The organism is Geodermatophilus sp. DF01-2 (assembly GCF_004571065.1).
In the GTDB taxonomy this organism is placed as follows: Bacteria; Actinomycetota; Actinomycetes; order Mycobacteriales; family Geodermatophilaceae; genus Geodermatophilus.
Genome location: NZ_SPQN01000072.1, coordinates 1 through 23,198, shown reverse-complemented (window position 1 = coordinate 23,198; position 23,198 = coordinate 1). Strand labels below are relative to the sequence as shown.

20 protein-coding genes and 2 pseudogenes are annotated in these 23,198 nt (G+C 74.6%); 12 read left to right on the top strand and 10 right to left on the bottom strand.

Annotation, left to right across the window (positions count from 1 at the left end; genetic code table 11):
- The 3 genes and pseudogenes from E4P41_RS16880 to E4P41_RS16870 form a co-directional block, all read left to right on the top strand.
- Positions 1-332, top strand: a pseudogene (locus E4P41_RS16880) (hypothetical protein); the annotation flags it as partial.
- A gap of 3 nt (positions 333-335) precedes the next feature.
- Positions 336-1,340, top strand: coding sequence for an adenosyl-hopene transferase HpnH (gene hpnH / locus E4P41_RS16875; protein ID WP_135142424.1), 1,005 nt, complete (start codon positions 336-338; stop codon positions 1,338-1,340).
- 14 nt (positions 1,341-1,354) lie between these two features.
- A pseudogene (locus E4P41_RS16870) lies at positions 1,355-2,275 on the top strand (NAD(P)-binding domain-containing protein); the annotation flags it as partial.
- 31 nt (positions 2,276-2,306) lie between these two features.
- Here E4P41_RS16870 and E4P41_RS23405 read toward each other — a convergent pair.
- Entirely contained in the window at positions 2,307-3,815 is a 1,509-nt protein-coding gene (locus tag E4P41_RS23405; protein ID WP_245177429.1) for an aldehyde dehydrogenase family protein, read from the bottom strand.
- 157 nt (positions 3,816-3,972) lie between these two features.
- Between E4P41_RS23405 and E4P41_RS16860 the strand changes: the two genes are divergently transcribed.
- Genes E4P41_RS16860 through E4P41_RS16855 form a run of 3 tightly spaced genes read left to right on the top strand, consistent with a single transcriptional unit; the run spans position 3,973 to position 5,223 of the window.
- A complete protein-coding gene (locus E4P41_RS16860) occupies positions 3,973-4,272 on the top strand; it encodes a hypothetical protein (RefSeq protein ID WP_135142421.1) in 300 nt (99 codons plus the stop codon).
- Positions 4,273-4,304: 32 nt separating this feature from the next.
- The gene (locus tag E4P41_RS22270) at positions 4,305-4,481 is read left to right on the top strand and encodes a hypothetical protein (protein ID WP_167761137.1); all 177 of its coding nucleotides are present in this window, start codon (positions 4,305-4,307) and stop codon (positions 4,479-4,481) included.
- Positions 4,482-4,524: 43 nt separating this feature from the next.
- Complete coding sequence (locus E4P41_RS16855) at positions 4,525-5,223, top strand: hypothetical protein (RefSeq protein ID WP_135142420.1); 699 nt, start codon at positions 4,525-4,527, stop codon at positions 5,221-5,223.
- Positions 5,224-5,578: 355 nt separating this feature from the next.
- On the opposite strand, the gene E4P41_RS16850 is transcribed toward E4P41_RS16855, so the two are convergent.
- Complete coding sequence (locus E4P41_RS16850; RefSeq protein ID WP_167761136.1) at positions 5,579-6,184, bottom strand: GerMN domain-containing protein; 606 nt, start codon at positions 6,182-6,184, stop codon at positions 5,579-5,581.
- Between the two features lie 869 nt (positions 6,185-7,053).
- Here E4P41_RS16850 and E4P41_RS16845 point away from each other — a divergent pair.
- A complete protein-coding gene (locus tag E4P41_RS16845; RefSeq protein WP_135142418.1) occupies positions 7,054-8,757 on the top strand; it encodes a GAF domain-containing SpoIIE family protein phosphatase in 1,704 nt (567 codons plus the stop codon).
- Positions 8,758-8,795: 38 nt separating this feature from the next.
- Here E4P41_RS16845 and E4P41_RS16840 read toward each other — a convergent pair whose 3' ends face one another.
- The 4 genes from E4P41_RS16840 to E4P41_RS16825 form a co-directional block, all read right to left on the bottom strand.
- Positions 8,796-10,763 (bottom strand): SpoIIE family protein phosphatase, encoded by a 1,968-nt coding sequence (locus E4P41_RS16840; RefSeq protein ID WP_135142417.1) that lies wholly within the window; start codon positions 10,761-10,763, stop codon positions 8,796-8,798.
- Between the two features lie 344 nt (positions 10,764-11,107).
- Positions 11,108-11,302 (bottom strand): hypothetical protein, encoded by a 195-nt coding sequence (locus E4P41_RS16835; RefSeq protein ID WP_135142416.1) that lies wholly within the window; start codon positions 11,300-11,302, stop codon positions 11,108-11,110.
- 120 nt (positions 11,303-11,422) lie between these two features.
- A complete protein-coding gene (locus E4P41_RS16830) occupies positions 11,423-12,277 on the bottom strand; it encodes a mycofactocin-coupled SDR family oxidoreductase (protein WP_135142415.1) in 855 nt (284 codons plus the stop codon).
- Positions 12,278-12,361: 84 nt separating this feature from the next.
- Positions 12,362-13,189 (bottom strand): mycofactocin-coupled SDR family oxidoreductase, encoded by an 828-nt coding sequence (locus E4P41_RS16825; RefSeq protein ID WP_135142414.1) that lies wholly within the window; start codon positions 13,187-13,189, stop codon positions 12,362-12,364.
- 163 nt (positions 13,190-13,352) lie between these two features.
- Between E4P41_RS16825 and E4P41_RS16820 the strand changes: the two genes are divergently transcribed.
- The 4 genes from E4P41_RS16820 to E4P41_RS16805 all read left to right on the top strand — a co-directional run bounded on the left by E4P41_RS16820 (position 13,353) and on the right by E4P41_RS16805 (position 16,901).
- Positions 13,353-13,907, top strand: coding sequence for a TetR family transcriptional regulator (locus E4P41_RS16820; RefSeq protein ID WP_245177428.1), 555 nt, complete (start codon positions 13,353-13,355; stop codon positions 13,905-13,907).
- A gap of 175 nt (positions 13,908-14,082) precedes the next feature.
- Entirely contained in the window at positions 14,083-14,919 is an 837-nt protein-coding gene (locus tag E4P41_RS16815; RefSeq protein ID WP_135142412.1) for a mycofactocin-coupled SDR family oxidoreductase, read from the top strand.
- Positions 14,916-15,908 (top strand): MoxR family ATPase, encoded by a 993-nt coding sequence (locus E4P41_RS16810; RefSeq protein ID WP_245177427.1) that lies wholly within the window; start codon positions 14,916-14,918, stop codon positions 15,906-15,908. The genes E4P41_RS16815 and E4P41_RS16810 overlap by 4 nt, the downstream gene beginning before the upstream one ends.
- Positions 15,909-15,932: 24 nt before the next feature.
- Positions 15,933-16,901 (top strand): vWA domain-containing protein, encoded by a 969-nt coding sequence (locus tag E4P41_RS16805; RefSeq protein WP_245177426.1) that lies wholly within the window; start codon positions 15,933-15,935, stop codon positions 16,899-16,901.
- Between the two features lie 100 nt (positions 16,902-17,001).
- On the opposite strand, the gene E4P41_RS16800 is transcribed toward E4P41_RS16805, so the two are convergent.
- Complete coding sequence (locus E4P41_RS16800; RefSeq protein ID WP_135142411.1) at positions 17,002-17,607, bottom strand: TetR family transcriptional regulator; 606 nt, start codon at positions 17,605-17,607, stop codon at positions 17,002-17,004.
- A complete protein-coding gene (locus E4P41_RS16795; RefSeq protein WP_135142410.1) occupies positions 17,604-19,145 on the bottom strand; it encodes an MFS transporter in 1,542 nt (513 codons plus the stop codon). The genes E4P41_RS16800 and E4P41_RS16795 overlap by 4 nt, the downstream gene beginning before the upstream one ends.
- A gap of 228 nt (positions 19,146-19,373) precedes the next feature.
- On the opposite strand from E4P41_RS16795, the gene E4P41_RS16790 reads away from it, so the two are divergent.
- Positions 19,374-20,810 (top strand): aldehyde dehydrogenase family protein, encoded by a 1,437-nt coding sequence (locus E4P41_RS16790; protein WP_135142409.1) that lies wholly within the window; start codon positions 19,374-19,376, stop codon positions 20,808-20,810.
- A 178-nt stretch (positions 20,811-20,988) separates the two neighbouring features.
- On the opposite strand, the gene E4P41_RS16785 is transcribed toward E4P41_RS16790, so the two are convergent.
- Both E4P41_RS16785 and E4P41_RS16780 read right to left on the bottom strand, forming a co-directional pair.
- The gene (locus E4P41_RS16785; RefSeq protein WP_135142408.1) at positions 20,989-22,434 is read right to left on the bottom strand and encodes a gamma-aminobutyraldehyde dehydrogenase; all 1,446 of its coding nucleotides are present in this window, start codon (positions 22,432-22,434) and stop codon (positions 20,989-20,991) included.
- Positions 22,435-22,535: 101 nt separating this feature from the next.
- The gene (locus E4P41_RS16780; RefSeq protein WP_209307764.1) at positions 22,536-23,048 is read right to left on the bottom strand and encodes a helix-turn-helix domain-containing protein; all 513 of its coding nucleotides are present in this window, start codon (positions 23,046-23,048) and stop codon (positions 22,536-22,538) included.
- Positions 23,049-23,198 lie beyond the last annotated feature (150 nt).

Genomic DNA, 23,198 nt, shown 5'->3' with positions numbered 1-23,198 from the left:
CCGAGGCCCTGGCCGAGCGCGGCCTGACCGTCCGGACCGGGCCGGTCCGGTCGGTGCCCCGCCCGGTGGTCGGCCGCCGACGGGCGGACGCCGCAGGGGACGGCGCCCTGGCCGTCGACATGGAGAGCGCCTGGCTGGCCCGGCTCGCCGCCGGCCGGCATCTCGCCGTGGTTCGCGTGGTCCTCGACAGCGCCGACGCCGAGCTGCTGCGCCCCGGGCTGCCGGCGGCGCTCCGCACGGCCTGTCGGGTCCTCGCCACCGCGGCCCCTGCACTGGCGGCCTGGGCGTCCGCCGCTCCGTCGCCGTCCCCCATTCCCTCGAAGGAGACCTGATCCGTGCCCGTACCCCTGCGCCAGAGCGCCCGCGTCGGCGCCCACCTGCTGCACCAGCGACTGCGCCGTCGGGAGAAGTTCCCGCTGCTGGTGGAGCTCGAGCCGCTGTTCGCCTGCAACCTCAGCTGCGCCGGCTGCGGCAAGATCCAGCACCCCGCGTCCGTGCTCAAGCGGCGCATGCCCGTGCAGCAGGCGCTCGACGCGGTGGCCGAGTCGGGCGCGCCGATGGTCTCCATCGCCGGCGGCGAGCCGCTGATCCATCCGGAGATCGGCGAGCTCGTGCGCGAACTGGTCGCCCGCAAGCGCTTCGTCTACCTGTGCACCAACGCGCTGCTCATGGAGAAGAAGCTGGACCTGTTCACCCCGTCGCCGTACTTCGCCTGGGTGGTGCACGTCGACGGACTGCGGGAGCGCCACGACGCCTCGGTGGACAAGGAAGGGGTGTTCGACGCGGCCTGCGCGGCGATCCGCGCGGCGCAGGAGCGGGGGTTCCGGGTCACCACCAACACCACGTTCTTCAGCACCGACACCCCGACCACCGTCCGCGAGGTGCTCGACTTCCTCAACGACGACCTCGGCGTCGACCAGATGATGATCTCCCCGGCCTACGCGTACGAGAAGGCACCGGACCAGGAGCACTTCCTCGGGCGCCGGGACACGACCGCGCTGTTCCGGGAGGCCTTCGCCGGAGGCCGGCGCCGGCGGTGGCGGCTCAACCACTCGCCGTTGTTCCTCGACTTCCTCGAGGGCCGGGTGGACTTCTCCTGCACAGCCTGGGCCATTCCCAGCTATTCGGTGTTCGGGTGGCAGCGCCCCTGCTACCTGATGGCCGACGGGTACACCGCGACCTATCGGGAGCTGCTGGAGACCACCGACTGGGAGAGCTACGGCCCGGGCCGGGATGCGCGCTGCGCCAACTGCATGGCCCACTGCGGCTACGAGCCCAGCGCCGTGCTCGCCACCGTGGGGTCGCTGCGGCAGAGCCTGCGCGCGGTGACCGGCGCGTGAGGGAGGAGGGGACGATGACCCAGCAGACCGTCTTCTACCGGGAGTCCGACGCCCGGCCCGAGGCACTGACCGGCGCTTCGGTCGCGGTGCTCGGCTACGGGAACCTCGGCCGCTCCGTGGCGCTCAACCTGCGCGACAGCGGCCTGGCGGTGACCGTCGGCAACGTCGACGACGAGTACCGGGCGCGGGCCCGCGAGGAGGGGTTCGCCGTCGCCGACCCAGGGGATGCGGTGAGCGCCGCGGACGTGGTCTACCTGCTGCTGCCCGACGAGGTGATCCCTCGGGTCTTCGACGTCGAGGTCCGCCCGCGGCTGCGGGAGGGGACGGCGCTCTGCTTCGCCTCCGGCTACGTCCTCGCCTACGGCCTGGTCCGGCCGCCGGCCGACGTCGACGTGCTGCTGCTCGCCCCGCGGATGCTCGGGGAGGAGGTGCGGTCGGCCTACCGGGACGGCACCGGTTTCCTCAGCTACGTCTGCGTGGAGCAGGACGCGACCGGCCGGGCCGAGGAGCGGCTGCTGGCGCTCACCGCGGCGGTCGGCTCGCTGCGGCGGGGCGCGATCCGGCTCTCGGCCGAGCAGGAGGCCACGCTGGACCTGTTCGTCGAGCAGAGCGTCGGCCCCTACCTCGGGGTCGCCTTCCAGACCGCGTTCCGGGTCGGCGTGGCGGCCGGGCTGCCGCCCGAGGCACTGGTCTGCGAGCTCTACATGTCCGGGGAGATGGCCCGCACGATCACGACCATGGCCACCGCCGGGTTCTTCGAGTCGGTGCGTTCGCACGGCCTGGTGGCGATGTACGGCGGCTTCCAGGGCACGCTCGGGCTGGACGGCGAGGCGATGGAGCGCCACTTCCGCGACGTGCTCGAGCAGATCCGCTCCGGCGGCTTCGCCCGGCAGCTGCAGGAGGAGGAGGCGCAGGGCTATCCGATCCTCGCGGTGCTGGAGAGCGTGATCGGCGGCGACGACCCGATCACCGCGGCCGAGCAGCGGGTGCGTGCCCGGCTCGGCGACCCCGGCCGTACAGCAGGCGAGCCGCGCCGGCCCACGTCCGCGCCCCGGCGAGGCGGGGGAACCACTGCAGCTCCCGGGGAGGGTTGACCCAGCCGTCGGTGACCGTCTGGCTGTAGCAGTAGGCCCGCAGCCCCTCGACGCCGCCCTGCCGGCCGGTCCCGGACGCGCCGCGCCCGCCGAAGGGCAGACCCGGCGCGGCGTAGTTGACCAGGCAGTCGTTCACGGCCACCGCCCCCACCCGCAGGCGCGCGGCGATCCGCCGGCCCTGGTCCCGGTCCGCCGTCCACACCGAGGCGGACAGGCCGTACGGCGAGTCGTTGACCATCGCCACCGCCGTCTCCTCGTCCGGGACCGACAGCACCGGCAGCACCGGGCCGAAGGACTCCTCGCGGACGATGGCGGCGTCCGGGGGGACGGCGCTGAGCAGGGTGGGCTCGAGGTACTCGTGGCCGCCCCGGCGGACCGGCGACCCGCCGCGGTGCAGCCGCGCACCGGCGGCCACCGCCGCGCGCACCTGTCCGGCCAGCCGCGCCGCGGCCCCGGGCAGGACCATCGGGCCGACGTCGCGGCGGTCCCCGCCGCCCACGGACAGGTCGTCGAAGGCGCGCTCCAGCTCGGCGACGAAGCGGTCGTGCACGGTGTCGACGACGTAGCAGCGCTCGATCGCCACGCAGGACTGCCCGGCGTTGAAGCAGGCTCCCCACGCTGCCGCGCGCGCCGCCCGGCGCAGGTCGGCGTCGTCGAGCACCACCATGGCGTCGTTGCCGCCGAGCTCGGCGACGACCGGGGTGAGCCGCCGGGCGGCCAGCTCGGCGACCCGCCGTCCCGTCGCCGGAGAGCCGGTCAGCGAGACGACGTCCACGTCGGCGGCCGCCAGTGCCTCGCCCACCTCGGCGCCGCCGTGCACGACCTGGACCATGCCGTCGGGGAAGCCGGCCTCGGTGAGCAGGGTGGCGACGAGGTCGCCGGCGGCAGGGGTCCGCTCGGAGGGCTTGAGGACGACGGTGCAGCCGGCCGCCAGGGCGGTGACGGTGGGGAGCAGGGCCAGCAGGAAGGGGTAGTTCCACGGGGACAGGACGGCGGCCACGCCGCGGGGCCGGTGGTGGACCTCGGTCCGCTTGGCGAGCAGTGGCCAGGCCACGGCCCGGGAGCCGGCCAGGGCGCGCCCGGCGGAGCGGGCGAGCCAGTCCACGTGGGCCGCCGCGTGCAGCACCTCCGCCACCACCACGTCCGCCGGGAGCCGACCGGTCTCGCCATTCACCGTGGCCACGACGGTGTCCGCCCGGTCGACCAGGACCCGGCGCAGCTCGGCGAGGTGGCGCTGTCGCTCGGCGACCGGCGTGTCGGCCCACCGCGGGAACGCCCGACGGGCCTCCGCCACGGCGCGGGCAACCTCCGGGTCACCGGGATCGCCGCCGGGCGCGGCTGCGGGGGCGTTCCGGTGGTGGGGGCCCCGTGCTCCGACCATGGCGCGGAGCGTAGGCGGCGGCGAGCCGTGGACCTCCCGCGGCACGGTCGGAACCCGGGCCGGGTGCCGGGGTCCTCGGCCTGTGGTCGACATGCTGTGCCCGACCCCTTCACCCTCGTCCCGCAGGGGGGCGGCGACCACCGGACCACCCACCGCTGTGCGGGGGGAGTGGCTGACCTTCGGCCTGCTGGAGCGGGCCGTCCGGCTGCTGACGACGGCGATGACCTACGAGGTCCCCCTGCAGGACCTCGGCGTGGACACCCGCAGCACCGAGGACCGGCCTGCGCATCCTGCGGGTCCGCCCGGCGTCCTGCTGAACGCATCGGAGATGCCCGGGGCGGCCTCCGCGGCGTGGAGCATGGCGCCGTTGCGCCCGTGTTACGGCTGCATGACGGTCCTCCGCTGTGCGGATGAGTGCCCGGGGCGGGGGCAGGTGCAGAGCGGAACTGATTCGTGACCGGTCCTGGCCGGCCAATCCGAAGGAGAGCCATGAGCCGCACCGCCCTGCCCACCCGTCGCAACCGGTGGCGTTCGGCCGCCGCCGGCATCGCCATCGCCGCGGCGTCGTTCACCATGGCCGCCTGCGGCGAGGAGGAGCCCCTCGAGGAGGGCGTCGTGGAGGAGCCCCTCGAGGAGGAGCCCCTCGAGGAGGAGCCCGTGGGATGACCGAGTGACGCAGACCTGATCCACCACACGAGGGGGACTGAGCATGGCCTCGAACATCGTGGACGACGTCCGGACGCCCGGGCGGATCACCGACCTGGTCCGGTGGGGACCGGTCGTCGCCGGGGTCGTCATCGCGCTGGGCTTCTTCGCGCTCATGAATGCGCTGTGGCTGGCGTTGGCGTACAGCGTCGACGGAGGTGACGGCTGGGTCAGCGGCAACATCGGCTGGTTCATCGGTGTCACCGCCGCCGTCGCCCTCATGTTGGCCGGCTTCCTCGCGGGCTACTTCTCCGGCCCCCGGGGTGCCGGGGCGGGCGTGGCCAACGGGCTGACCGCCTGGGGCCTGCTGTTCATCCTGTCCCTGACCGCCCTCATCCCGGGTGCGGTCAACCTGACCACCCAGCTGGGCGCAGGTCTCCAGGAGGGTCAGACGACCGTGGGCGGGGCGCTGGGCGCGGGCGGCGGCGGCTTCACCGTGGAGACCGCCCTGTGGGTGAGCTTCTGGTCGCTGCTGGCCGGGCTGGTCCTGGCCGCCGTGGGCGGCCTGCTGGGCGGCAAGATGCGGCGTCCGGTCGTCGAGGCCGAACGCGAGAGCCGCAACTCCGAGCAGGTGACGACCGCGGCCCCGGCCCGCCCCGCCACGGGGGCGACCGTGACCGAGAACTACGTCGTCGAGCCGGAGCCGGTCGACCGGACGCGTGAGGTCCCGGTCACCACGGACGAACCCCCGCGCCGCCGCTGAGGCGGGCGGCCCGCTGCCACGGCCCGGTGGACAGCGGTCCAGTCCGGGAGGCATCCGGCCGGACCCCGGCCGGGTGCCTTCCGTCGTCTGCCGCCTCGTCGTCTGCCGCCCCGTCGTCTGCCGTCGCCCCGAGGCCGTGCGGGCGCCGTCGGGCCGGTGGGCGGGGCGGACCTCGTGCCCATGGGTCGGCAGGGAGTCGGGGACGCATCCCGGGGGGATCTCCAGCGCCCGGCGGACGGGAGGAGAGCTCTCCCGCGTCCCCGTCCCGGGCAGCGTCCGTTCGTCCGGCATCACCATCTGTTCGCCGCTCGCGGCGTCCCGGGAGTGCGGGAGGAGGCGTGCCGCTGCGGAGCGGTCACCCGCTGGACCGCTCCGCGGGAGTGGTGTCCGCCGGCGCGGTCGTCTCCGGGTCACCCGGCCGGGGCGCGACCGAGAGATAGTCCGCCCGGCTCACCGGCTGGTCGCTCAGGCCGGCGTCGGTGGGCACCTCGACGAAGGCGCCGTCCAGGGTGAAGCAGACCCGATCCACGTGCAGGAACTGGGTCACCGTCCACACCACCTGGGCCACGGCCAGCAGCTGGTTGGTGCCGGCGATGCCGGCGAACTCCCGGCCGACGGCGACCGTGACGGTCCCGGCGACCTCGGGGCCGGACAGCACCACCAGATCCTGCGGTGAGAGCGCGGTCCGCAGCCCGGCCAACACCTCGGTCCGCGTCGGCCCGGCCAGCAGCAGGTCCACCGCCGTCTGCGGCCGCCGTTCGGCGACCCGGCGGGGGACCGCCTCGAGGCGCGAGTCGTGCACGAAGTAGACCGCGATCTCCTTCCACCCACCGCCCAGTGGGGGACCGGCAGGATCGGGGGGCGGGGTCGGCACGGACACCCGCTCGACCGGTCCGCTCGCCGACAGGCCGCACCCGGTCACGAGCACCAGGGCGAGCAGGGTGACCAACAGCCTGGTCACGCGAGCCGGCCCCGGACGAGACACCGGAGGGAACCCGGCCGGCCGAGCCGGGCCTCCTGGGCCGACCTCCGGACGGGGTACGCGGCGTCCTGGACGGGACGTGCAGTAGCGCCGACCCTCGGTCTCGGGCCGGGAGGTCACTGATCCGACAGCACCGGGATGTCGGGTGTCCGGCGCGCGGCGGTGCGGCTGATCGGCATCGGGTCCTCCGGCTGGGACACGGGTCGCTCCGGACCGTTGCCCGGGAGCGAGGGGTGCGGGATGTCTCGTGCCCGGCTGGCGCCACACCGAACGGCAGTCGGGGACACCGACACGGAGCCGTCACGCAGGGCCGGTCTGCGTGGCGCTCGTGTGACGGCGAGCAGTGCGGCAGGGCCGGACCTGTGGTCGTACGGCGACCGGTCGGCGGCACGCCGGTGCCGACCGACGACGGGCAGCACCGTGCGGTGGGCAAGGGACGGCCGGTGCAGCGGTCGCGCCGGTCGGCCGCCTGCGGGGAACCGGCGTCCACCGACTCGACGCGTTGCCGGCTGCAGTCGACGGCGGCGGGGCAGACGAGGGGACGAGCCGTCGAGGGCCGCCGGGCGACGCCGGCCCGCTCCACCGGGTCGTCGTGGCGCCCGCGTGGTGGACGGGGTGGGTGGGGTCTCTTTGTAGGGTTGCGGCAACACGCAGGTCCCCACCAGCGCAAGGCTCCCGTCCGAGCCGCTCCGGCGGCGCGACGAGCGGGGTCGCGGGGCCACCGCCGCAGCGCCACGCTGCCGGGTGCTCAGCTGGACGGGGGAGGCGCCGGGGCGGCGTCCCGGCCGACCGTCGGGGGAGGGGGACAGGGTGATCCTGCTGCAGGGGTGGTCCCGGATGAGTCGCCGGTGAGCCGTCCGGCCGACCTCGGTGGAGCGCACGGTCCCGTCGATCTCTCCGCGGGCGAGCGGCTGACGCAGGCACGACTGCGGCTGGCGCTGGAAGCCGCGCACCTGGGCCTGTGGGACTGGGACCTGGCCACCGGTGGCCTGGTCTGGGACGAGCGCAGCATGGCCATGTTCGGCGTCGACCCGGCTGAGGTCACCGGCTTCGTCACCGACATCGAGGAGCCGATCCATCCCGAGGACCTGCCGCAGGTGCAGGCGGCGCTGGCCGGGGCGATCGCGACGGCCAGCACCGTCGACGTGGAGTTCCGGGTCGTCTGGCCCGACGGCACGATCCGCTGGGTGTACGCACGCGGCCAGGCGGTGACCGACTCCACCGGCGAGGTCGTGCGGGTGATCGGCACCAATGTCGACGTCACCGAGCGGCGTCACGCCGCGGAGCAGCGGACCGCGGACGCGCAGCGCATGGCCGGGCTGGTCGCGGTCGCCCAGGTCCTCGGCGAGGCACAGAGTCACCTGGAGGTGCTCCAGGTCGTCACCGCCCAGGGTGTGACATTGCTGGGCGCGCAGGGCGCCGTGCTGTGCCTGGCCGACCCCGAGGGCAAGCAGGTGCGCACCTGGACCACCAGCTTCTTCGGCGAGCCGGTCCGCGCCGACGTCGCCGAGCTGCCGGCGGACTTCCCCCTGCCGATGATCCACGCGATCGCGACCGGGACCGCGCACTTCCTGCCCGACCGGGCCGCCGCGGTCGCGTTGTTCCCGGGCAGCGAGGAGCTGTACGCGCAGGCCCGTACCCAGGGCTCCGCGGCCGTGCCGCTGCGCGCGGACGGCCGGGTCTTCGGGTCCCTCTCGGTGGCCTTCGACGTCCCGCACGAGTGGCGGCCGGCCGACCGGGAGCTGCTGGAGACCTTCGCCGCGCTCACCGCCCAGGCCCTGGAGCGCATCCGGGCCCGCGACGCCGAGCGGGGGGCCGCCGAGGCCGGGCGGCGGCTGTCGGAGACGTTGCAGCGCAGCCTGCTGACCAATCCGCCGCAGCCGGATGACCTGTCGATCGCGGTGCGCTACCAGCCCGCCGCCGAGCAGGCGCAGGTCGGCGGGGACTGGTACGACGCCTTCCACACACCCGACGGGACCACCACCCTGGTCATCGGCGACGTCGCCGGGCACGACCGCACCGCCACCGCCGCGATGGCCCAGGTCCGCAACGTCCTGCGCGGCGTCGCCCAGACCCTCGAGGAATCACCGGCGGCGGTGCTCTCGGCGCTGGACCGTGCGCTGGACGGGTTGGGCGTCGCCACACTGGCCACCGCGATCCTCTGCCAGGTCGCCGGGCACCGGGCCGGCGCCGCACGCGGCGGGCGGCTCCTGCGCTGGTCGAACGCCGGGCACCCGCCACCGCTGCTCGTCCGACCCGACGGCACCGTCGAGCTGCTGGAGCGTCGAGCCGATCTGCTGCTCGGCGTCGACCCGGCGGCCGGGCGTGCCGACCACACCGTCGTCCTGCACCCCGGAGCCGCACTGGTCCTCTACACCGACGGGCTGATCGAGCGCCGCGGTGAGCCGCTCGACGCGGGGCTGCGGCGACTGGCCGCCACCGCCGCCGGCTTGCCGGCACTGTCGGCCGAAGAGCTGTCCGACGCGCTGCTCGACCGCCTCGCCCGGGACGCGGAGGACGACGTCGCCCTGCTCGTCCTGCGCCCCGTCTAGCCAGGTGCCTCTCGCGCGCGAGAGGCACCTGGACGGCGTCAGCGGCCGGTGTGCGGCAGGTGGACGATCTCCAGGACGGCGTGCGCCGGGCTGCCCGGTGGAGCGACCAGGACCAGCTCCTGCTGATGGGCGGCGAGTTGGTCGCGCATCCGGTGCAGCGTCTGCACCCCGGCGCTGGCCAGGTGCGTGACGTCGGTGAGGTCGACGGTCAGCGGGAGGACACCACCGCGTGAGGCGGCGGACAGCCGGCGTCCGAACTCCTCGGCGGTGGCGATGTCGATGGGACCGCGGACCCGCAGCCGCGGGGAGCCGCTGTCGTGGTCGGCATCGACGGCGAACGGCGGCCGGAGCGCAGGTGCGGCCGGCTGGGCGCCGGCGGCGGAGGCGAGCATGGCGGGTCGGTACAGCCGGTGGCGCAGCGTCACCACGGTGCCGCGGGGCCCGTCCGGGGCGTCGTCGTGCGACGGGTGGTCGACGCGCAGGAAGTCGATGAGCCGCTCGGCGAGCAGCAGCCCGCGCCCCCGGTGGGTCACTCCGGGGTCGGGGGGCCGCCACCGGCCCTGGTCGCTGATCCGGCATTCGACGACCCCGCCGGCATGTAGGGCCGCCTCCAGTCGCACGGGCCCGGGCTGGCCGGGCGGGTAGGCGTGGTCGACGGCGTTGGCGATCGCCTCCCAGACGGCCAAGGTCAGCGCGTCGCGGTCGGCGTCGGTCGGGTCGAGCCGGTCGAGCCAGTCGTCGAGCTGCTGGCGCAGCTGCCGCAGGCTCGACCTGGTGGTCGGCACCTCGACGTCCAGGTCCCGGGTCGGAGTGGTGAGCCGGTAGGCGGCGAGGGTCGTGACGTCGTCGTCGTAGCCGGTGCGGGTCAGCAGCTCGACGGTGAGCTGGCAGACCCGTTCGGTCGGGGTCGGTGCGGCCCCGAGCGGCAGGGCCCGGTTGGCGGCGGCGTCGGCGGCGACCTTGGCCAGCTCGGCCATCCCGTCGCCGATGGTGCGATGGGGACGTTCGACCAGCCCGTCGCTGTAGAGCAGGACCAGCTCGCCCGGCGCGAGGGTGTCGACGGCCAGTGTCGGCGTGGTGCCGGTGCCCAGCGGCCCGTTCCCGGTGCCGGGGAGGAACCGGGTCGACCCGTCGGCGCCGACGACCAGCGGCGGAGGCTGTCCGCAGCTGCTGTAGCACAGCCTCCCGGTGGCCGGATCGAGCACCACCAGCGCCAGCGTGGTCGCGTGCAGTGACGGGGTCCTCGCCGCGAACGCGTCCGCCCGCGACAGGGCCTCCACGGGATGGCAGCCGGTGGCCAGCGCGTCGCCCAGGACGGCCCGCAACTGGCCCATCGCGGCGGAGGCGGCCACCCCGTGCCCGACCACGTCGCCGACGACCAGCGCCACGGCGCCGTCGGCGCAGGGGATGGCGTCGAACCAGTCCCCGCCGGCCACCTGGTCGTGTTCGGCCACCAGGTAGCGGGCCGCGATCCGTGCACCGGGCAGCACCGGCAGGGCGGTGGGCAGCAGCGCCTCCTGCAGCGCGGTGACGACATCCCGGGCGTCGCGGTAGCGTCGCTCGGCCTCGGCCGCCTGCTCCTGGGCCGCCTGACGGGCCCGCACCTGCTCGGTGACGTCGGCGGCGTAGGTGAGGACGCCGGTGACCCGGCCGTCGTCCGCCCGGGCGGGGGCCATGTGGAAGTCGAGGTAGACCTCCTGCAGGACGCCGGTCCTGCCGGGGTCCACCTGGAGACGCCACTCCCGCGCGACCTGCGTCCGGCCGGTCGCGTACACCTCGTCCAGGATCTCGTAGACGTGCTGACCGGCCAGCTCGGGAAGGGCCTCGCGGATTGGCAGGCCGACGAACTCGTCCCTGCCGAAGAAGGTCCGGAGGGCCTCGTTGGCCGCCACGACCGTGTGCTGCGGGCCGGCGTACACGGCCATGATCATCGGCATCTGGTCGAAGACCCCGCGGACCACGTCGGCGTCCCCCACGCGCCGCGTCAGCTCCTCGCCCCGGTCCACGACCACACAACACCTCTCCGGCCGTGCCCGCTCCGTGCCCGGCGGCGGCCTCGCTGCTCGTCGCGGCGGCGCAGCGCGCCCATCCGTTCCCGGGCGCTCGCTCCCTGCCTCCCCTGCCCGCCCGTCGGAGCCGGCGTGGAAGGCTGCAGCGGTTCGGCCACCGTGTCGCGACCGAGCGTACCGGGCAGCGCAGGGACGCACCCGGCACGGCTACCGGAGGGCGCGGTCCGGGACCGCAGCCGTCGCGGGACGGCCCGCGGCAGCCGGGGAGGGCAGGGACTCCCTGCGGAGGACGCCGCAGGCGGACGCCTGCTCCCACGGTCGGCGGCTCCCGTGGGACGGCGTCAGGTCCTCGCGGTCAGCCTCTTGAGCGTTCCGGCCACGTACACGACGGAGAGCGCGAAGAAGGCCGTGCCGACGACGGCCTGCACCTGGTCGGCCGAGAGACCCGAGTGGCGGGAGACGGGGCCGGCGACGGCGTCGGCCACCTTCGCTCGCCAGCCCTGCAGGCCGGCCTTGCCGAGAAAGACGGGATCCATGTCCCGTCCCTTACCCGGTGCCGTGGCGGCGATGCCGCCGATGCGGACCGGGCGCGTCGGCACCCCTTCCGCACGCGCACCGGAACTCCGACCGGACTGCCTCGCGCCCGGTCACGGTGCTCACTTCACGGGTGCGGTGTTGACCCCGGGGAGGATCATGTGGCCGGCGTCGACCGGGATGGTGACGCCGGTGACCTTGGCCGCCAGGTCGGAGTTCAGGTAGAGCGCGGTGTCGGCGATGACCTGGGGCGACATGAACGTCGTCCCCTTCAGGGCGTGGAACGAGTAGCCACCCTCGATCATGTCCTCCTCCGTGCCGCCCGCGTGCCCGGCGAACATGTCGTACGCACCCTGGTGGGCGGTCATCGGCGTCCTGATCGCCCCGGGGTGGACCGAGTTGCAGCGGATGCCGTACGGGGCGAGCTCGAGTGCGATGTTCTTCATCAGCCCGACGACGGCGTGCTTGGCGGCCACGTAGTGCGCGTAGTTCGGGCCCGGCTCCAGGCCGTTGATCGACGAGGTGATGACGATCGACCCGGTCTGCCGCTCGATCATGTGCGGGGCGACCGCCTTGGCCGACTTCCAGACGCCGGTGAGGTTGACGCCGATCATCTCGTCCCACGACTGCTCCGACAGCTCCCAGAACGCACCCTGGGTCCAGATGCCGGCGTTGGCGATGAGGATGTCGATCTGGCCGAACTCGGCCAGCCCGCGGCGGACCGCCTCGTCCAGCTGTTCCTGGGAGCGGACGTCGGCGGTCACGGCCAGCGCGCGGCGGTCGAGGGCCTCGACCTGGCCGACGGTCTCGTCGAGGTCGTCCTGGGTCGCCATCCGGTAGGGGACGGTCTCCAGTTGGTCGGCGATGTCCACCAGGATCACGTCGGCGCCCTCGCGGGCGCAGGTGGCGGCGTGCGCACGGCCTTGGCCGCGGGCGCCGCCGGTGATGAGAGCGACCTTGCCTTCGAGCATGCCCATGGGGTTCTCCTCCTCGGGGTGGTGGTGGCCCCCCTGCAGGTCCCGCCGCGAGCTCGCGCGTGGTGGGAGGCAGGGGGTCCTTTCTCAGAGCTGGCCGCCGGCGTCCACCACGTGGGTGGTGCCGGTGACGTAGCGGCCGTCGTCGGAGACGAGGTACAGGACGGCGTTGGAGATGTCGACCGCTTCGATCGCCGGTACCGGCAGCTCGTTGAGGGTCAGCGCCGCCTCCTCGAAGTCCGCCCGGGTCGGGTTCTCCAGGTCGGGGCGGAACAGCCGGTAGGTGGGCTCGTTGAGGATCATGTCGGTGGCCACCGTCGTCGGGTGGATCGTGTTGACCCGGATGTTCTGCGGCGCCAGCTCCTTGGCCATGACCTTGGCGAGCATGACCAGTCCGGCCTTGGCCGCGGAGTAGTGCGCGGTGTCGGGGTTGGCGTAGATCGCGGCCAGCGAGCTGGTGATGACCACCGAGCCGCCGCGTCCGGCGGCGATGATGTGCGGTACGGACGCGCGGACCGTCTTCCAGACGCCGGTGAGGTTGACGTCGATCATCGTCTGCCACGTCTCCTCGTCCATCTCCAGCGTGGACGCGGGCGTGGAGATCCCGGCGTTGGCCAGCACGATGTCCAGCCGGCCGAGCTGGGCGACGCCGTCCTCCACCACCCGGGTCAGCCCCGCGAGGTCGCGCACGTCGACCTCGGCGGCGACGATGCGCCGGTCCAGCGCCTCGACCTGGCGGACGGTCTCGGCCAGGTCGTCGGGGGTGGCGGTGGGGTACGGGACGGTCTCGACCTGCTCGCAGACGTCGACGGCGATGATGTCGGCGCCCTCCTCGGCCAGCCGGAGCGCGTGGCTGCGCCCCTGGCCGCGCGCGGCGCCGGTGATGAACGCGACCTTGCCGTCGACCCGTCCCACGGACCCTCCCTCGTCGCGGCCCCGGCGAGGACCGGAGTGGTGTGCGTCACACGTTATGGCACTCGGTGTCACAAGCGGAAGAGGAATGGCGCGCGGCTCGTGGCAGGCTGCCCGGGTGGCAGAGCGAGGCGTACCGGCGAGCGACCGGGGTGGCCGGCCGGCGGTGACGAGCGCGCACGAGCTGGCGGCGGTGGCGCAGCGCCTGTTCGTGGCCGGTGGCTTCGACGAGACCAGCGTGGAGGACATCGCCGCCGCGGCCGGGATCGGCCGGCGCACGTTCTTCCGCTACTTCCCGACCAAGGCCGACGTCCTGTTCGCCGACTCCCCGCGGGAGCTCGCGCGGCTGCGGGAGGGGCTGGCGGAGGCCCGTCCCGGAGAGCCCTACCGAACGGTGGTCACCCGCGCCGTGGTCGAGGCGCTGCGCATCCCCCCGGGCGAGCGGGAGTGGGCGCTGCACCGCGCGCAGCTGTTCTTCACCGTGCCCGCGGTGCAGGCGCACGCCGCCCGGGTGTGGGCCGAGTGGCGGCGCCTCGCCGCCGACCACGCCCGCACGGTCCCGCACGCCGACCCGCTGTTCCCGGTCGCCGTCGGCCACGCCGTGCTCGCCGGCACGCTCGCCGCGCACGAGCAGTGGCTCACCGTTCCGGACGAGGACCTCGATCGGCTGCTGGCCGGCATGCTCGACCTCCTCCTGCCCCCGGAGCCGCCCCCGGCCTGACCGGGCGCCGCCCCTTGCCTTGTGGCACCGGGTGTCATTACCGTCCGGGTCAGCGGGTGTGAGCCAGGTCGCAGCCCAGTGCCGGCCCCGGCCCCCACTCCGACGACGTCACCGTCCGCTGCCCTCCCGGTCCGGACGACCGTGTGGAGCGCGGACCCAGCGAGGGGAGGACCGCGTGCCCGGACGGGTCGAGGGGAAGGTCGCGTTCATCACCGGGGCCGCGCGCAGTCAGGGGCGCAGCCACGCGCTCCGGCTGGCCCAGGAGGGCGCCGACATCATCGCGGTCGACCTCTGCGGCCCGGTCGACACCATCGAGATGTACCCCGCGGCGACCGAGGACGACCTCGCGGAGACCGTCCGTCAGGTCGAGGCGCTGGACCGCCGGATCGTCGCGACGAAGGCCGACGTCCGCAACGCCGCGGCGCTGAAGGCCGCGCTGGACGACGGGGTCGCCCAGCTCGGGCGCGTGGACATCGTGCTGGCCAACGCCGGCGTCTTCGAGATCTTCCCCGCGCTCGAGCTCAGCGACCGGGCGTGGCAGGACATGATCGACGTGAACCTCACCGGCGTCTGGAACACCTGCAAGGTCGCGCTGCCGCACCTGGTCGACGGCGGCCGCGGGGGCGCCATCGTGCTCACCAGCTCGACCGCGGGGCTGAAGGGGACGCCGAACACCATCCACTACACGGCCGCCAAGCACGGCGTCGTGGGGATCATGCGCACGCTGGCCAACGAGTTCGCGCAGCACTCGATCCGGGTCAACACCGTCCACCCGACCGGTGTGGACACGGTGATGATCCAGAACCCGAAGACCTGGGGGCTGTTCGACCCCGAGGAGCCCGACCCCAGCCGGGAGTCGGCCGAGCCCATCTTCCGGTCGACCAACGCGCTGCCGGTGCCGTGGGTGGACCCGGTGGACATCTCCAACGCCATCCTGTTCCTCGTCTCCGACGAGGCCCGCTACATCACCGGGGTGACCCTGCCGGTCGACGCCGGGTTCACGGTGAAGTGACGACGCCGGAACCGGTGGAGGGCGATCCGGTCGTCACCGGTCGACGGGTCACCGGCGCGGAGAGCGCCTCGGTCCGGGAGGTCCGCCGCCGGGTGGCCCGGCACCTCGTCGGCCGGGAGCGCGAGCTGGACCTGCTGCTGGCCGCGGTCGCCGCCGGCCGCGACGTCCTGCTCGAGGGCCCGCCCGGGACGTCGAAGTCGACGCTGCTGCGCGCGATCACCGCCGAGTGGGGCGTGCCGCTCGTCTTCGTGGAGGGCAACGCCGACCTCACCCCGACCCGGCTGGTCGGCCACCACGACCCGGCGCGGGTGCTGCGCGAGGACTACACGCCCGAGAACTTCGTCCCCGGCCCGTTGGTCGAGGCGATGCGCGCCGGCGGGTTCCTCTACGTCGAGGAGTTCAACCGGGCGCCGGAAGACACGCTCAACACGTTGCTCACCGCGATGGCCGAGCGGCGGCTCGCCGTCCCCCGGGTGGGCACGGTCGAGGCGCTGCCGACCTTCCGGTTGGTCGCCTCGATGAACCCCTACGACACCATCGGCACGACCCGGCTCTCCACCTCGGTGCACGACCGGCTGGTGCGGCTGGCCGTCGGCTACCAGGACGCCGCGGCCGAGCGCGGCATCGTCGGCCGCCGCACCGGCGTGGAGTCCCCGCGGCTGGTCGCCGACGCCGTGGCGCTCACCCGGGCGACCCGGGAGCGGGACGACGTCCGGCAGGGCAGCAGCGTCCGCGGCGCGATCGACCTCGCGCTGGTCGCGGCACAGCTGGCGGCGATGCGCGACGTCCCGCTGCCCGACGAGCCCTCGGTCGACCCGCCGCGCGGGCTGCCGGAGGAGTACACCGACGTCGTCCTCGACGCGCTGCTGCTGGCGCTGTCCGGCCGGGTCTTCCTCGACGAGACGGTGGAGGCCCCACCCGAGGCGGTGCTGCGCGAGATCTGGGAGGACCACTTCCTGCTCGGGCCCGCGGCGGCCCAGCCCGGTTGAAGAGCCGTCGAGGCCGACTCCCCGGTGACCCGACGCAGCACGACCGGGCCGCCGCGCGGGCTGAAGCCGCTGCGCCGCAGGCCCAAGCAGCTGACCGAGCAGCCCGCGCTGTACCAGCCGGCGCCGGGCGGCGGAGGGCTCGCGCTGTCCTCCGGCGACCGGCGGCGGGACCGCCCGGCGACCACGCGCCCCGGCGGGACGGCGCCCGGGACGACGGGCGAGCCGGCCGAGCTGATCGCGCTGGCCGATCTCGCCACCGAGGAGGCGGCCGACCGGGAGATCCGCCGCCGGGCTCAGGGAATCGCGCGGCGGCTGTCGGTGCCGCGCCCGCCCCGTGACCGGCGTCCCCGGCGCGGGGTGGGGGAGCTGGCCTCCCTGCCGTGGAGCGGCGGGTCCGACGAGCTCGACCTCGAGCGGACGCTCGACGCCGTGGCCGGCACGCCGTTCCCCGAGGAGCGCGACATCGTCGTCCGCGAGCGGGTGCGGCAGCGCCGCTCGGTCGTGCTCGTCGTCGACGTCTCCGGCTCGATGAAGGGCGAGCGGGTGCGGACCGCCGCGGCCGCGGTGGGCGCGCTCGCCGGGGAGCTGGCCCGCGACCGGCTCGCCGTCGTCGCCTTCTGGTCCGACGCCGCGGTGCTGGTCCGCCTGGGGGAGCAGGTCGCGCCGCTCGCCGTCCTCGACCTGCTGCTGCGGGTGCCGGCGCAGGGCCTGACCAACGTCGCCTTCGCCCTGGAGACCGCGGCGACGCAGCTGGCCGGCGTCCCGGCCCGGGACGCCCGGGTGCTGCTGCTGTCCGACTGCGTGCACAACGCCGGGCCCGACCCGCGGCCGACCGCGGCCCGCCTGCCGCGGCTCGACGTGCTGCTGGACGTCTCGGGGGAGAGGGACGTCGACCTGGGTCGCGACCTGGCCCGGCTCGGTCGCGGCCGGCTGCGGCTGGTCCGCGACCACCGGGACGCCGCCGCCGCGCTGAGCGCGGTGTTCGCGGACTGAAGGACCCGGCCGCCGTGCAGGTATGCGGGCCTCGCTCCTCTCGAGCTCGGGCTGAGCCTCCGGGCGAGGCCAGCTGCGAGCGGGGGCAAGAGGTCCTTGCTCAGGTCAGTCTGGCCGCGAGCGTCCGGGCGGCGTCCTCCGCGCAGCGGCGGAAGAGCGCGTCGTCCCCCGTGCACAGCCAGTTCACCGACGCTCCGAAGAGCAGGCCGAGCACCGACTCCGCCAGCACGTCGACGTCGCCGGACCACGTGCCCCCGGAGACCTCGGCCACGCGGTGCAGCAGGTCGCGGGCGTCGGAGCGGTACTGCTCGGTCGACTCCCGGGCCGCGACGCGCAGGTCGTCGTCCCGGCCGCCCATCATGGTCAGCTCCTGGAGCACGATTTCGGCGCCGGGGTCGGCGAGAACGCTGTCGACGTACCCGACCAGGGCGCGGGTGAGGACCTCGGCGGGGGTGCCCCCGGCCTCCACCGCCCGCCTGAGCAGCGCGGTGGACCGGTCGCGGTCGGCCTGGAAGACCGCGCGCACCAGCTCGGACTTGGCGCCGAACGCGTAGTGCACCGCGCCGAGCGGGACGCCGGCCTCGCGGGCGACCGCCCGGGTGGTGAGCGACCAGGCCCCCTCCCGCTGCATCACCCGCATGGCGGCCGCCACCAGCTGGGCCCGGCGCTGCTCGACGGGCAGGTGGGCGCGCTTGCCGGCCGTCACCGGGCCACCGGCGTTGCCGCCCGGGGTTCGACGGACGCGGACGGTCCGGTGGCCTCCCGGTCGCCGCGCAGGAGGACGACGGCCTGCGCCGCCACGTAGGCGGCGACCAGGGCGGCGATGACCAGGACGACGTCCATGCCCGCGACGAAGGCCTGTCCGGCCTCGGCCAGGAAGGCCGCTGCGGTGTCCGGCGGCAGCTGCGCGGCGACCTCGGCCGCGCCGCCCAGGGTCTCGCGGGCGGCATCGACGTCACCCTCCGGCACTCCCTCGACCGTACCGAGGTGGGCGGCGTAGACCGACAGCCCGATGGTGCCGAGCACCGCCGTCCCCATGGCTCCGCCGAACTCGTAGGCGGTCTCGGAGACCGAGGCCGCGGCACCCGCCCGCTCGGGCGGTGCCGTGGCGAGGATGACGTCGTTGGTCAGCGCCTCGGCGGCGCCGACCCCCGTGCCGATGAGCAGTCCGGCCGCGACCAGCACGGCCCGGTCGCCGTCGACCCCGAGCTGCGTGCCGACCGCCAGCCCGGCCGCGGCCAGCGCCATCCCCCCGCCGATCACCCAGCGCAGGTGCAGCCGGCGGGCCAGCCAGGGGGCGGCCAGCGACCCGGCGACGGTCGCTCCCGCGAGGGGCAGCATCCACAGCCCGGCCACCAGCGGACTCGTGCCCAGCACGAGCATCAGGTACTGCGGCAGGAAGAACAGCAGGCCCAGCAGGGCGAAGACCGTCAGCAGGTTCGTCGTCACCGCGACGGAGAACGCCCGGTGCCGGAACAGCCGCAGGTCCAGCAACGGCTCGGCCAGCCTGCGCTGCCGCCGCACGAAGATCCACAGCAGCCCCGAGCCGACCGCGAGCGCCGCCGCCGCCGGCGCGCTCGCACCGTCCGCGGCGAAGCTCTTGAGCGCGTACACCACCGACAGGACGCCGGCGATCGACAGGACGGCGGAGAGCACGTCGAACGGTCCGGGCCGCGGGTTGCGGGACTCGGGCAGCAGCGCGAGGGCACCGACCAGCAGCAGGACCATGACCGGGGTGTTCACCAGGAACACCGAGCCCCACCAGAAGTGCTCGAGCAGGAACCCCCCGACGATCGGCCCGACCGCGGCACCGCCCGAGAAGGCCGCCGCCCACACGGCGATGGCCAGGCGCCGTTCCTGCGCGTCGGGGAACACCGAACGCAGCAGCGCCAGGGTCGAGGGCATCAGCGTCGCCCCGCCGAGGCCGAGCAGCGCCCGGGCCGCGATGAGCATCTCCGGTGTCGTCGCGAACGCCGCGACCGCCGAGGCGATCCCGAAGGCGACGGCGCCCGTCATCAACAGCCGGCGCCGCCCGATGCGGTCGCCGAGGTTGCCCATGAGCACGAGCAGGCCGGCGAGCAGGAAGGAGTAGATGTCGACGATCCACAGCAGCTGGGTCGACGTCGGGCCCAGGTCGGCGGTCAGGGCGGGGACGGCGAAGCCGAGCACCGTCATGTCGATGCTGATGAGCAGGACCGGTAGCGCCAGGACCGCCAGAGCGGACCAGCGACGGAGCGGACTCACGGGACTTCCTCAAAAAGACACGGGATGGCGACCGGCCTCAGCCTGCCACTCTTTTGGTCGAACGACCAAATCTGCTCGTGGTCGCTCGCTGCGGGAGGGGCGCCGGTGGCCTCGTGCCAGGACGGCGTCCGGTCGGCCGTTGCGTGGACACACCGTCCCTCGCCCGAGGCGTGCGCCGTCCGAGAGATTCGCGGGCGGAGCTCCCACGCACGTCCTGAGGAGGACGCAATGACCACTCCGTACTGGGTCGCCGGCCGGACCTCGACCGGCACCGACGTCGTCGAGGTGCGCTCGCCGTTCGACGGCGGCCTCGCGGGCCGGACGACGACCGCGACCGCCGAGGACGTCGAGGCCGCGGTGTCGGCCGCCGCCGGTGCCCGCGCCGCCTGTGCGGCCCTCCCCGCCCACGTGCGCGCCGCCGCTCTCGACTCCGTGTCGCGGCGGCTGGCCGAGCGGACCGAGGAGGTGGCCGCGCTGATCACCGCCGAGTCCGGCAAGCCGCTGAAGTGGGCCCGGCTGGAGGTGGCCCGCGCCGTCTCGACGTTCCGCTGGGGCGCCGAGGAGGCTCGCCGCTGGTCGGGCTCCCTGCAGCGGCTCGACACCGACCCCGCCGCGACCGGGCGGATGGCGCTGGTGCGCCGCGTCCCGCGCGGGCCGGTGCTCGGCATCGCGCCGTTCAACTTCCCGCTCAACCTGGTGGCCCACAAGGTGGCGCCGGCCATTGCGGCCGGCGCGCCGATCGTCGTCAAGCCGGCGCCGGCCACGCCGCTGACCGCGCTGCTGCTCGGCGAGCTCCTGGCCGAGACCGAGCTGCCCGCCGGGTCGTGGTCGGTGCTGCCGGTGCCCAACGAGGTCGCCGCCGACCTGGTCCGCGACCCGCGGCTGCCGGTGGTGTCGTTCACCGGGTCGGTGCCGGTCGGGTGGTCGATCCGCGAGGCCGCGCCGCGCAAGCACGTCACCCTCGAGCTGGGCGGGAACGCCGCCGCGGTCGTCGGCCCGGACCAGGGCGACGAGGAGTCGCTGGCCTGGGCGGCGAGCCGGATCGCCACCTTCGCGATGTACCAGGCCGGGCAGTCCTGCATCTCGGTGCAGCGGGTGTTCGCCCACCGGGACGTCGCCGCCGCCCTCACCGACCGCGTGGTCGAGGCCGTCGAGAAGCTCACCACCGGCGCTCCGACCGATCCGGCGACCGACGTCGGGCCGCTCATCGACGAGCCGGCCGCCCGGCGGGTGGAGACCTGGGTGGACGAGGCGGTGGCCGCCGGCGCCCGCGTGCTCACCGGCGGCGTCCGGGACGGCGCCACGTACCCGCCCACGGTGCTCACCGACGTCCCGGCCGACGCCAAGGTGTCCTGCGAGGAGGTGTTCGGGCCGGTCGTCGTCCTGGATGCCGTCGACTCGCTCGACGAGGCGTTCGACCGGGTGAACGCGAGCCGGTTCGGGCTGCAGACCGGCGTCTTCACCCGGGACCTGCAGGTCGCGTTCCGGGCGGCGCAGGTGCTCGAGGTCGGTGGTGTGGTCATCGGCGACGTGCCGAGCTTCCGGGCCGACCAGATGCCCTACGGCGGGGTGAAGGACTCCGGCACCGGGCGCGAGGGCGTCCGCGCGGCGATGGAGGACCTCACCGAGGAGCGGGTCCTGGTCCTCACCGGCATCGCGGTGTGATCCGCGCGAGGCCCGGACCGGGCGCCGACTGCGGGGAACTCGGGCCTGGGGGCGGCCCGTTCCGCCCGGGTTCCCCGCACTCGGCCTGAGCGGGTTCCTACCGATACACGCTGAGCGCCCCCTCCCGGATGGGGAGAGGGCGCTCGGCGTGTGTTCGACCGGGCTGCCGACAGATCACTCAGCTCTCGATGTTGGCCATGACGTGCTTGACGCGGGTGTAGTCCTCGAACCCGTACATCGACAGGTCCTTGCCGTAGCCGGAGTGCTTGAAGCCGCCGTGCGGCATCTCGGCGACCAGCGGGATGTGGGTGTTGATCCACACGCAGCCGAAGTCCAGCCGCTTGCTCATCCGCATGGCGCGGCCGAAGTCCTTGGTCCACACGCTGGAGGCCAGGCCGAGCTCGACCCCGTTGGCCCAGCGCACCGCCTCGTCCTCGTCGGTGAAGTGCTGCACGGTGATCACGGGCCCGAAGATCTCCCGTTGCACCATCTCGTCGTCCTGCCGCAGCCCGGCGACGACGGTCGGCTCGACGAAGAAGCCCCGGTCGCCCTGCCGGCGCCCGCCGGTCGTCACCTCGGCGTGGTCGGGCGCGCGGTCGAGGAAGCCGGTGACGTGCGCCAGCTGGTTGGCGCTGTTGACCGGCGGCACGATGGCGTCCTCGTCGTGGGCGCCCTTCTCGTAGGTGGTCGCGGTGTTCCGGGCCTGCTCGGTGAGCGCGGCCACGAAATCGTCGTGGATGCCGGGACCGGCGAGCACCCGGGTCGCGGCGGTGCAGTCCTGCCCGGCGTTGAAGTAGCCGGCGGTGGCGATGCCCTCGGCGGCCGCCTCCAGGTCGGCGTCGTCGAACACGACGACCGGCGCCTTGCCGCCCAGCTCCAGGTGCACCCGCTTGACGTCCCTCGCCGCGGCGCCGGCGACCTCCATGCCGGCGCGCACCGAGCCGGTGATCGCCACCAGTTGCGGCGTCCGGTGCTCCACCAGTGCCCGGCCGGTGTCGCGATCGCCACAGACGACGTTGAGCACGCCCGGCGGCAGGACGTCGGCGGCCAGCTCGGCCAACCGCAGCGTGGTCACCGGCGTGGTGTCGGAGGGCTTGAGGACGACGGTGTTGCCGGCCGCGATGGCCGGGGCGATCTTCCAGACGGCCATCATCATCGGGTAGTTCCACGGCGTGACCTGGCCCACGACGCCGATCGGCTCGCGCCGGACGAAGGAGGTGAAGCCGGCCATGTACTCGGCCGCGGCCTTGCCCTCCAGCGTGCGGGCGGCGCCGGCGAAGAAGCGGAGCTGGTCCGCCATCGGCGGGATCTCCTCGCTCGTGGTCAGCCCGATCGGCTTGCCGGTGTTGCGGCTCTCCAGCGCCACCAACTCCTCGGCGTGTTCCTCGACCGCGTCGGCCAGCCGCAGCAGCGCCCGCTGCCGCTCCGAGGGGGTGGCGTCCCGCCAGCCCTCGAAGGCGGTCGTCGCGGCGCTGTAGGCGCGATCGATGTCCTCGGCCGTCGACACCGGGGCGGTGGCGAACACCTCGCCGGTCGCGGGGTTGACCAGGTCCATCCGGCGTCCGTCGGCGGTGTCGACGTGCTCGCCGCCGACGAAGTTGCGCAGCTCGAGCTTCTCGCTCACGACAGGTCCCTCTCGTTCGACTGTCCTGCTGATCCAGTCGTCATCGTGCCGTCTGGCCGCTGATCAGTCCAGTATTGCAGGTCAGGACGACGGAATCCTCGTCAGGACGGCGGGTGCAGGGCCAGCCAGAGTTCGGCCCGCACGCCGGGGGAGTCCAGGTCGCGGCCGAGCAGATCCTCGGCCCGGCGGATCCGTTTGCGCAGCGTGTGCCGGTGGACCCCCAGGCGGGCGGCGGCCGGCTCCCACTGGCCGTGGGCGGCCAGCCACACCCGCAGGGACTCGACCAGGTCTCCCGGGCCGGTCCGGTCGGCGGCGACGAGCGGGGCGAGCGCCGCCTCGGCGAACGCGCCGGTCGTCTCCGGATCGAGCAGGGCGGACAGTCCCCGGCCGGCCAGGTCGGCGAACGAGGCCACCGGGGCCCCGGAGGTGCGGCCGTGCTCCGCGGCCAGCCGGGCCTGCCGCACGCCCTCGGCCAGCCGGGTCCACGGCACCGCGGGCGCCGTCCCCAGGACGGCGCCCGGCACCCGTTCGGGCAGGACGGTGAGCCGCTCGGCCAGCGGACCGTGGTCGGCCACCAGGACGACGAGCACGTTCTCCAGCTCGGCCGAGAACACCGGCTCGCGGTCGTGCGCCGCGGCGCCGGCGGCCGTCGAGCAGCCGCAGCCCCTGCATCGGCCGGCTGATGCGCAGGAAGTCCTCGGCGACCCCGGCGTCGGCCAGCGCGCGCAGCGCCTCGTCGTCCAGGTGGACCGCGCGGGGCTGCC

Coding starts and splice junctions, on each gene's coding strand:
- E4P41_RS16855 (WP_135142420.1), top strand. CDS start 4,525: ATGGCCTCGAACATCGTGGACGACGTCCGGACGCCCGGGCGGATCACC.
- E4P41_RS23405 (WP_245177429.1), bottom strand. CDS start 3,815: ATGGTCGGAGCACGGGGCCCCCACCACCGGAACGCCCCCGCAGCCGCG.
- E4P41_RS16830 (WP_135142415.1), bottom strand. CDS start 12,277: ATGGGCATGCTCGAAGGCAAGGTCGCTCTCATCACCGGCGGCGCCCGC.
- E4P41_RS22270 (WP_167761137.1), top strand. CDS start 4,305: ATGAGCCGCACCGCCCTGCCCACCCGTCGCAACCGGTGGCGTTCGGCC.
- E4P41_RS16835 (WP_135142416.1), bottom strand. CDS start 11,302: ATGGATCCCGTCTTTCTCGGCAAGGCCGGCCTGCAGGGCTGGCGAGCG.
- E4P41_RS16790 (WP_135142409.1), top strand. CDS start 19,374: ATGACCACTCCGTACTGGGTCGCCGGCCGGACCTCGACCGGCACCGAC.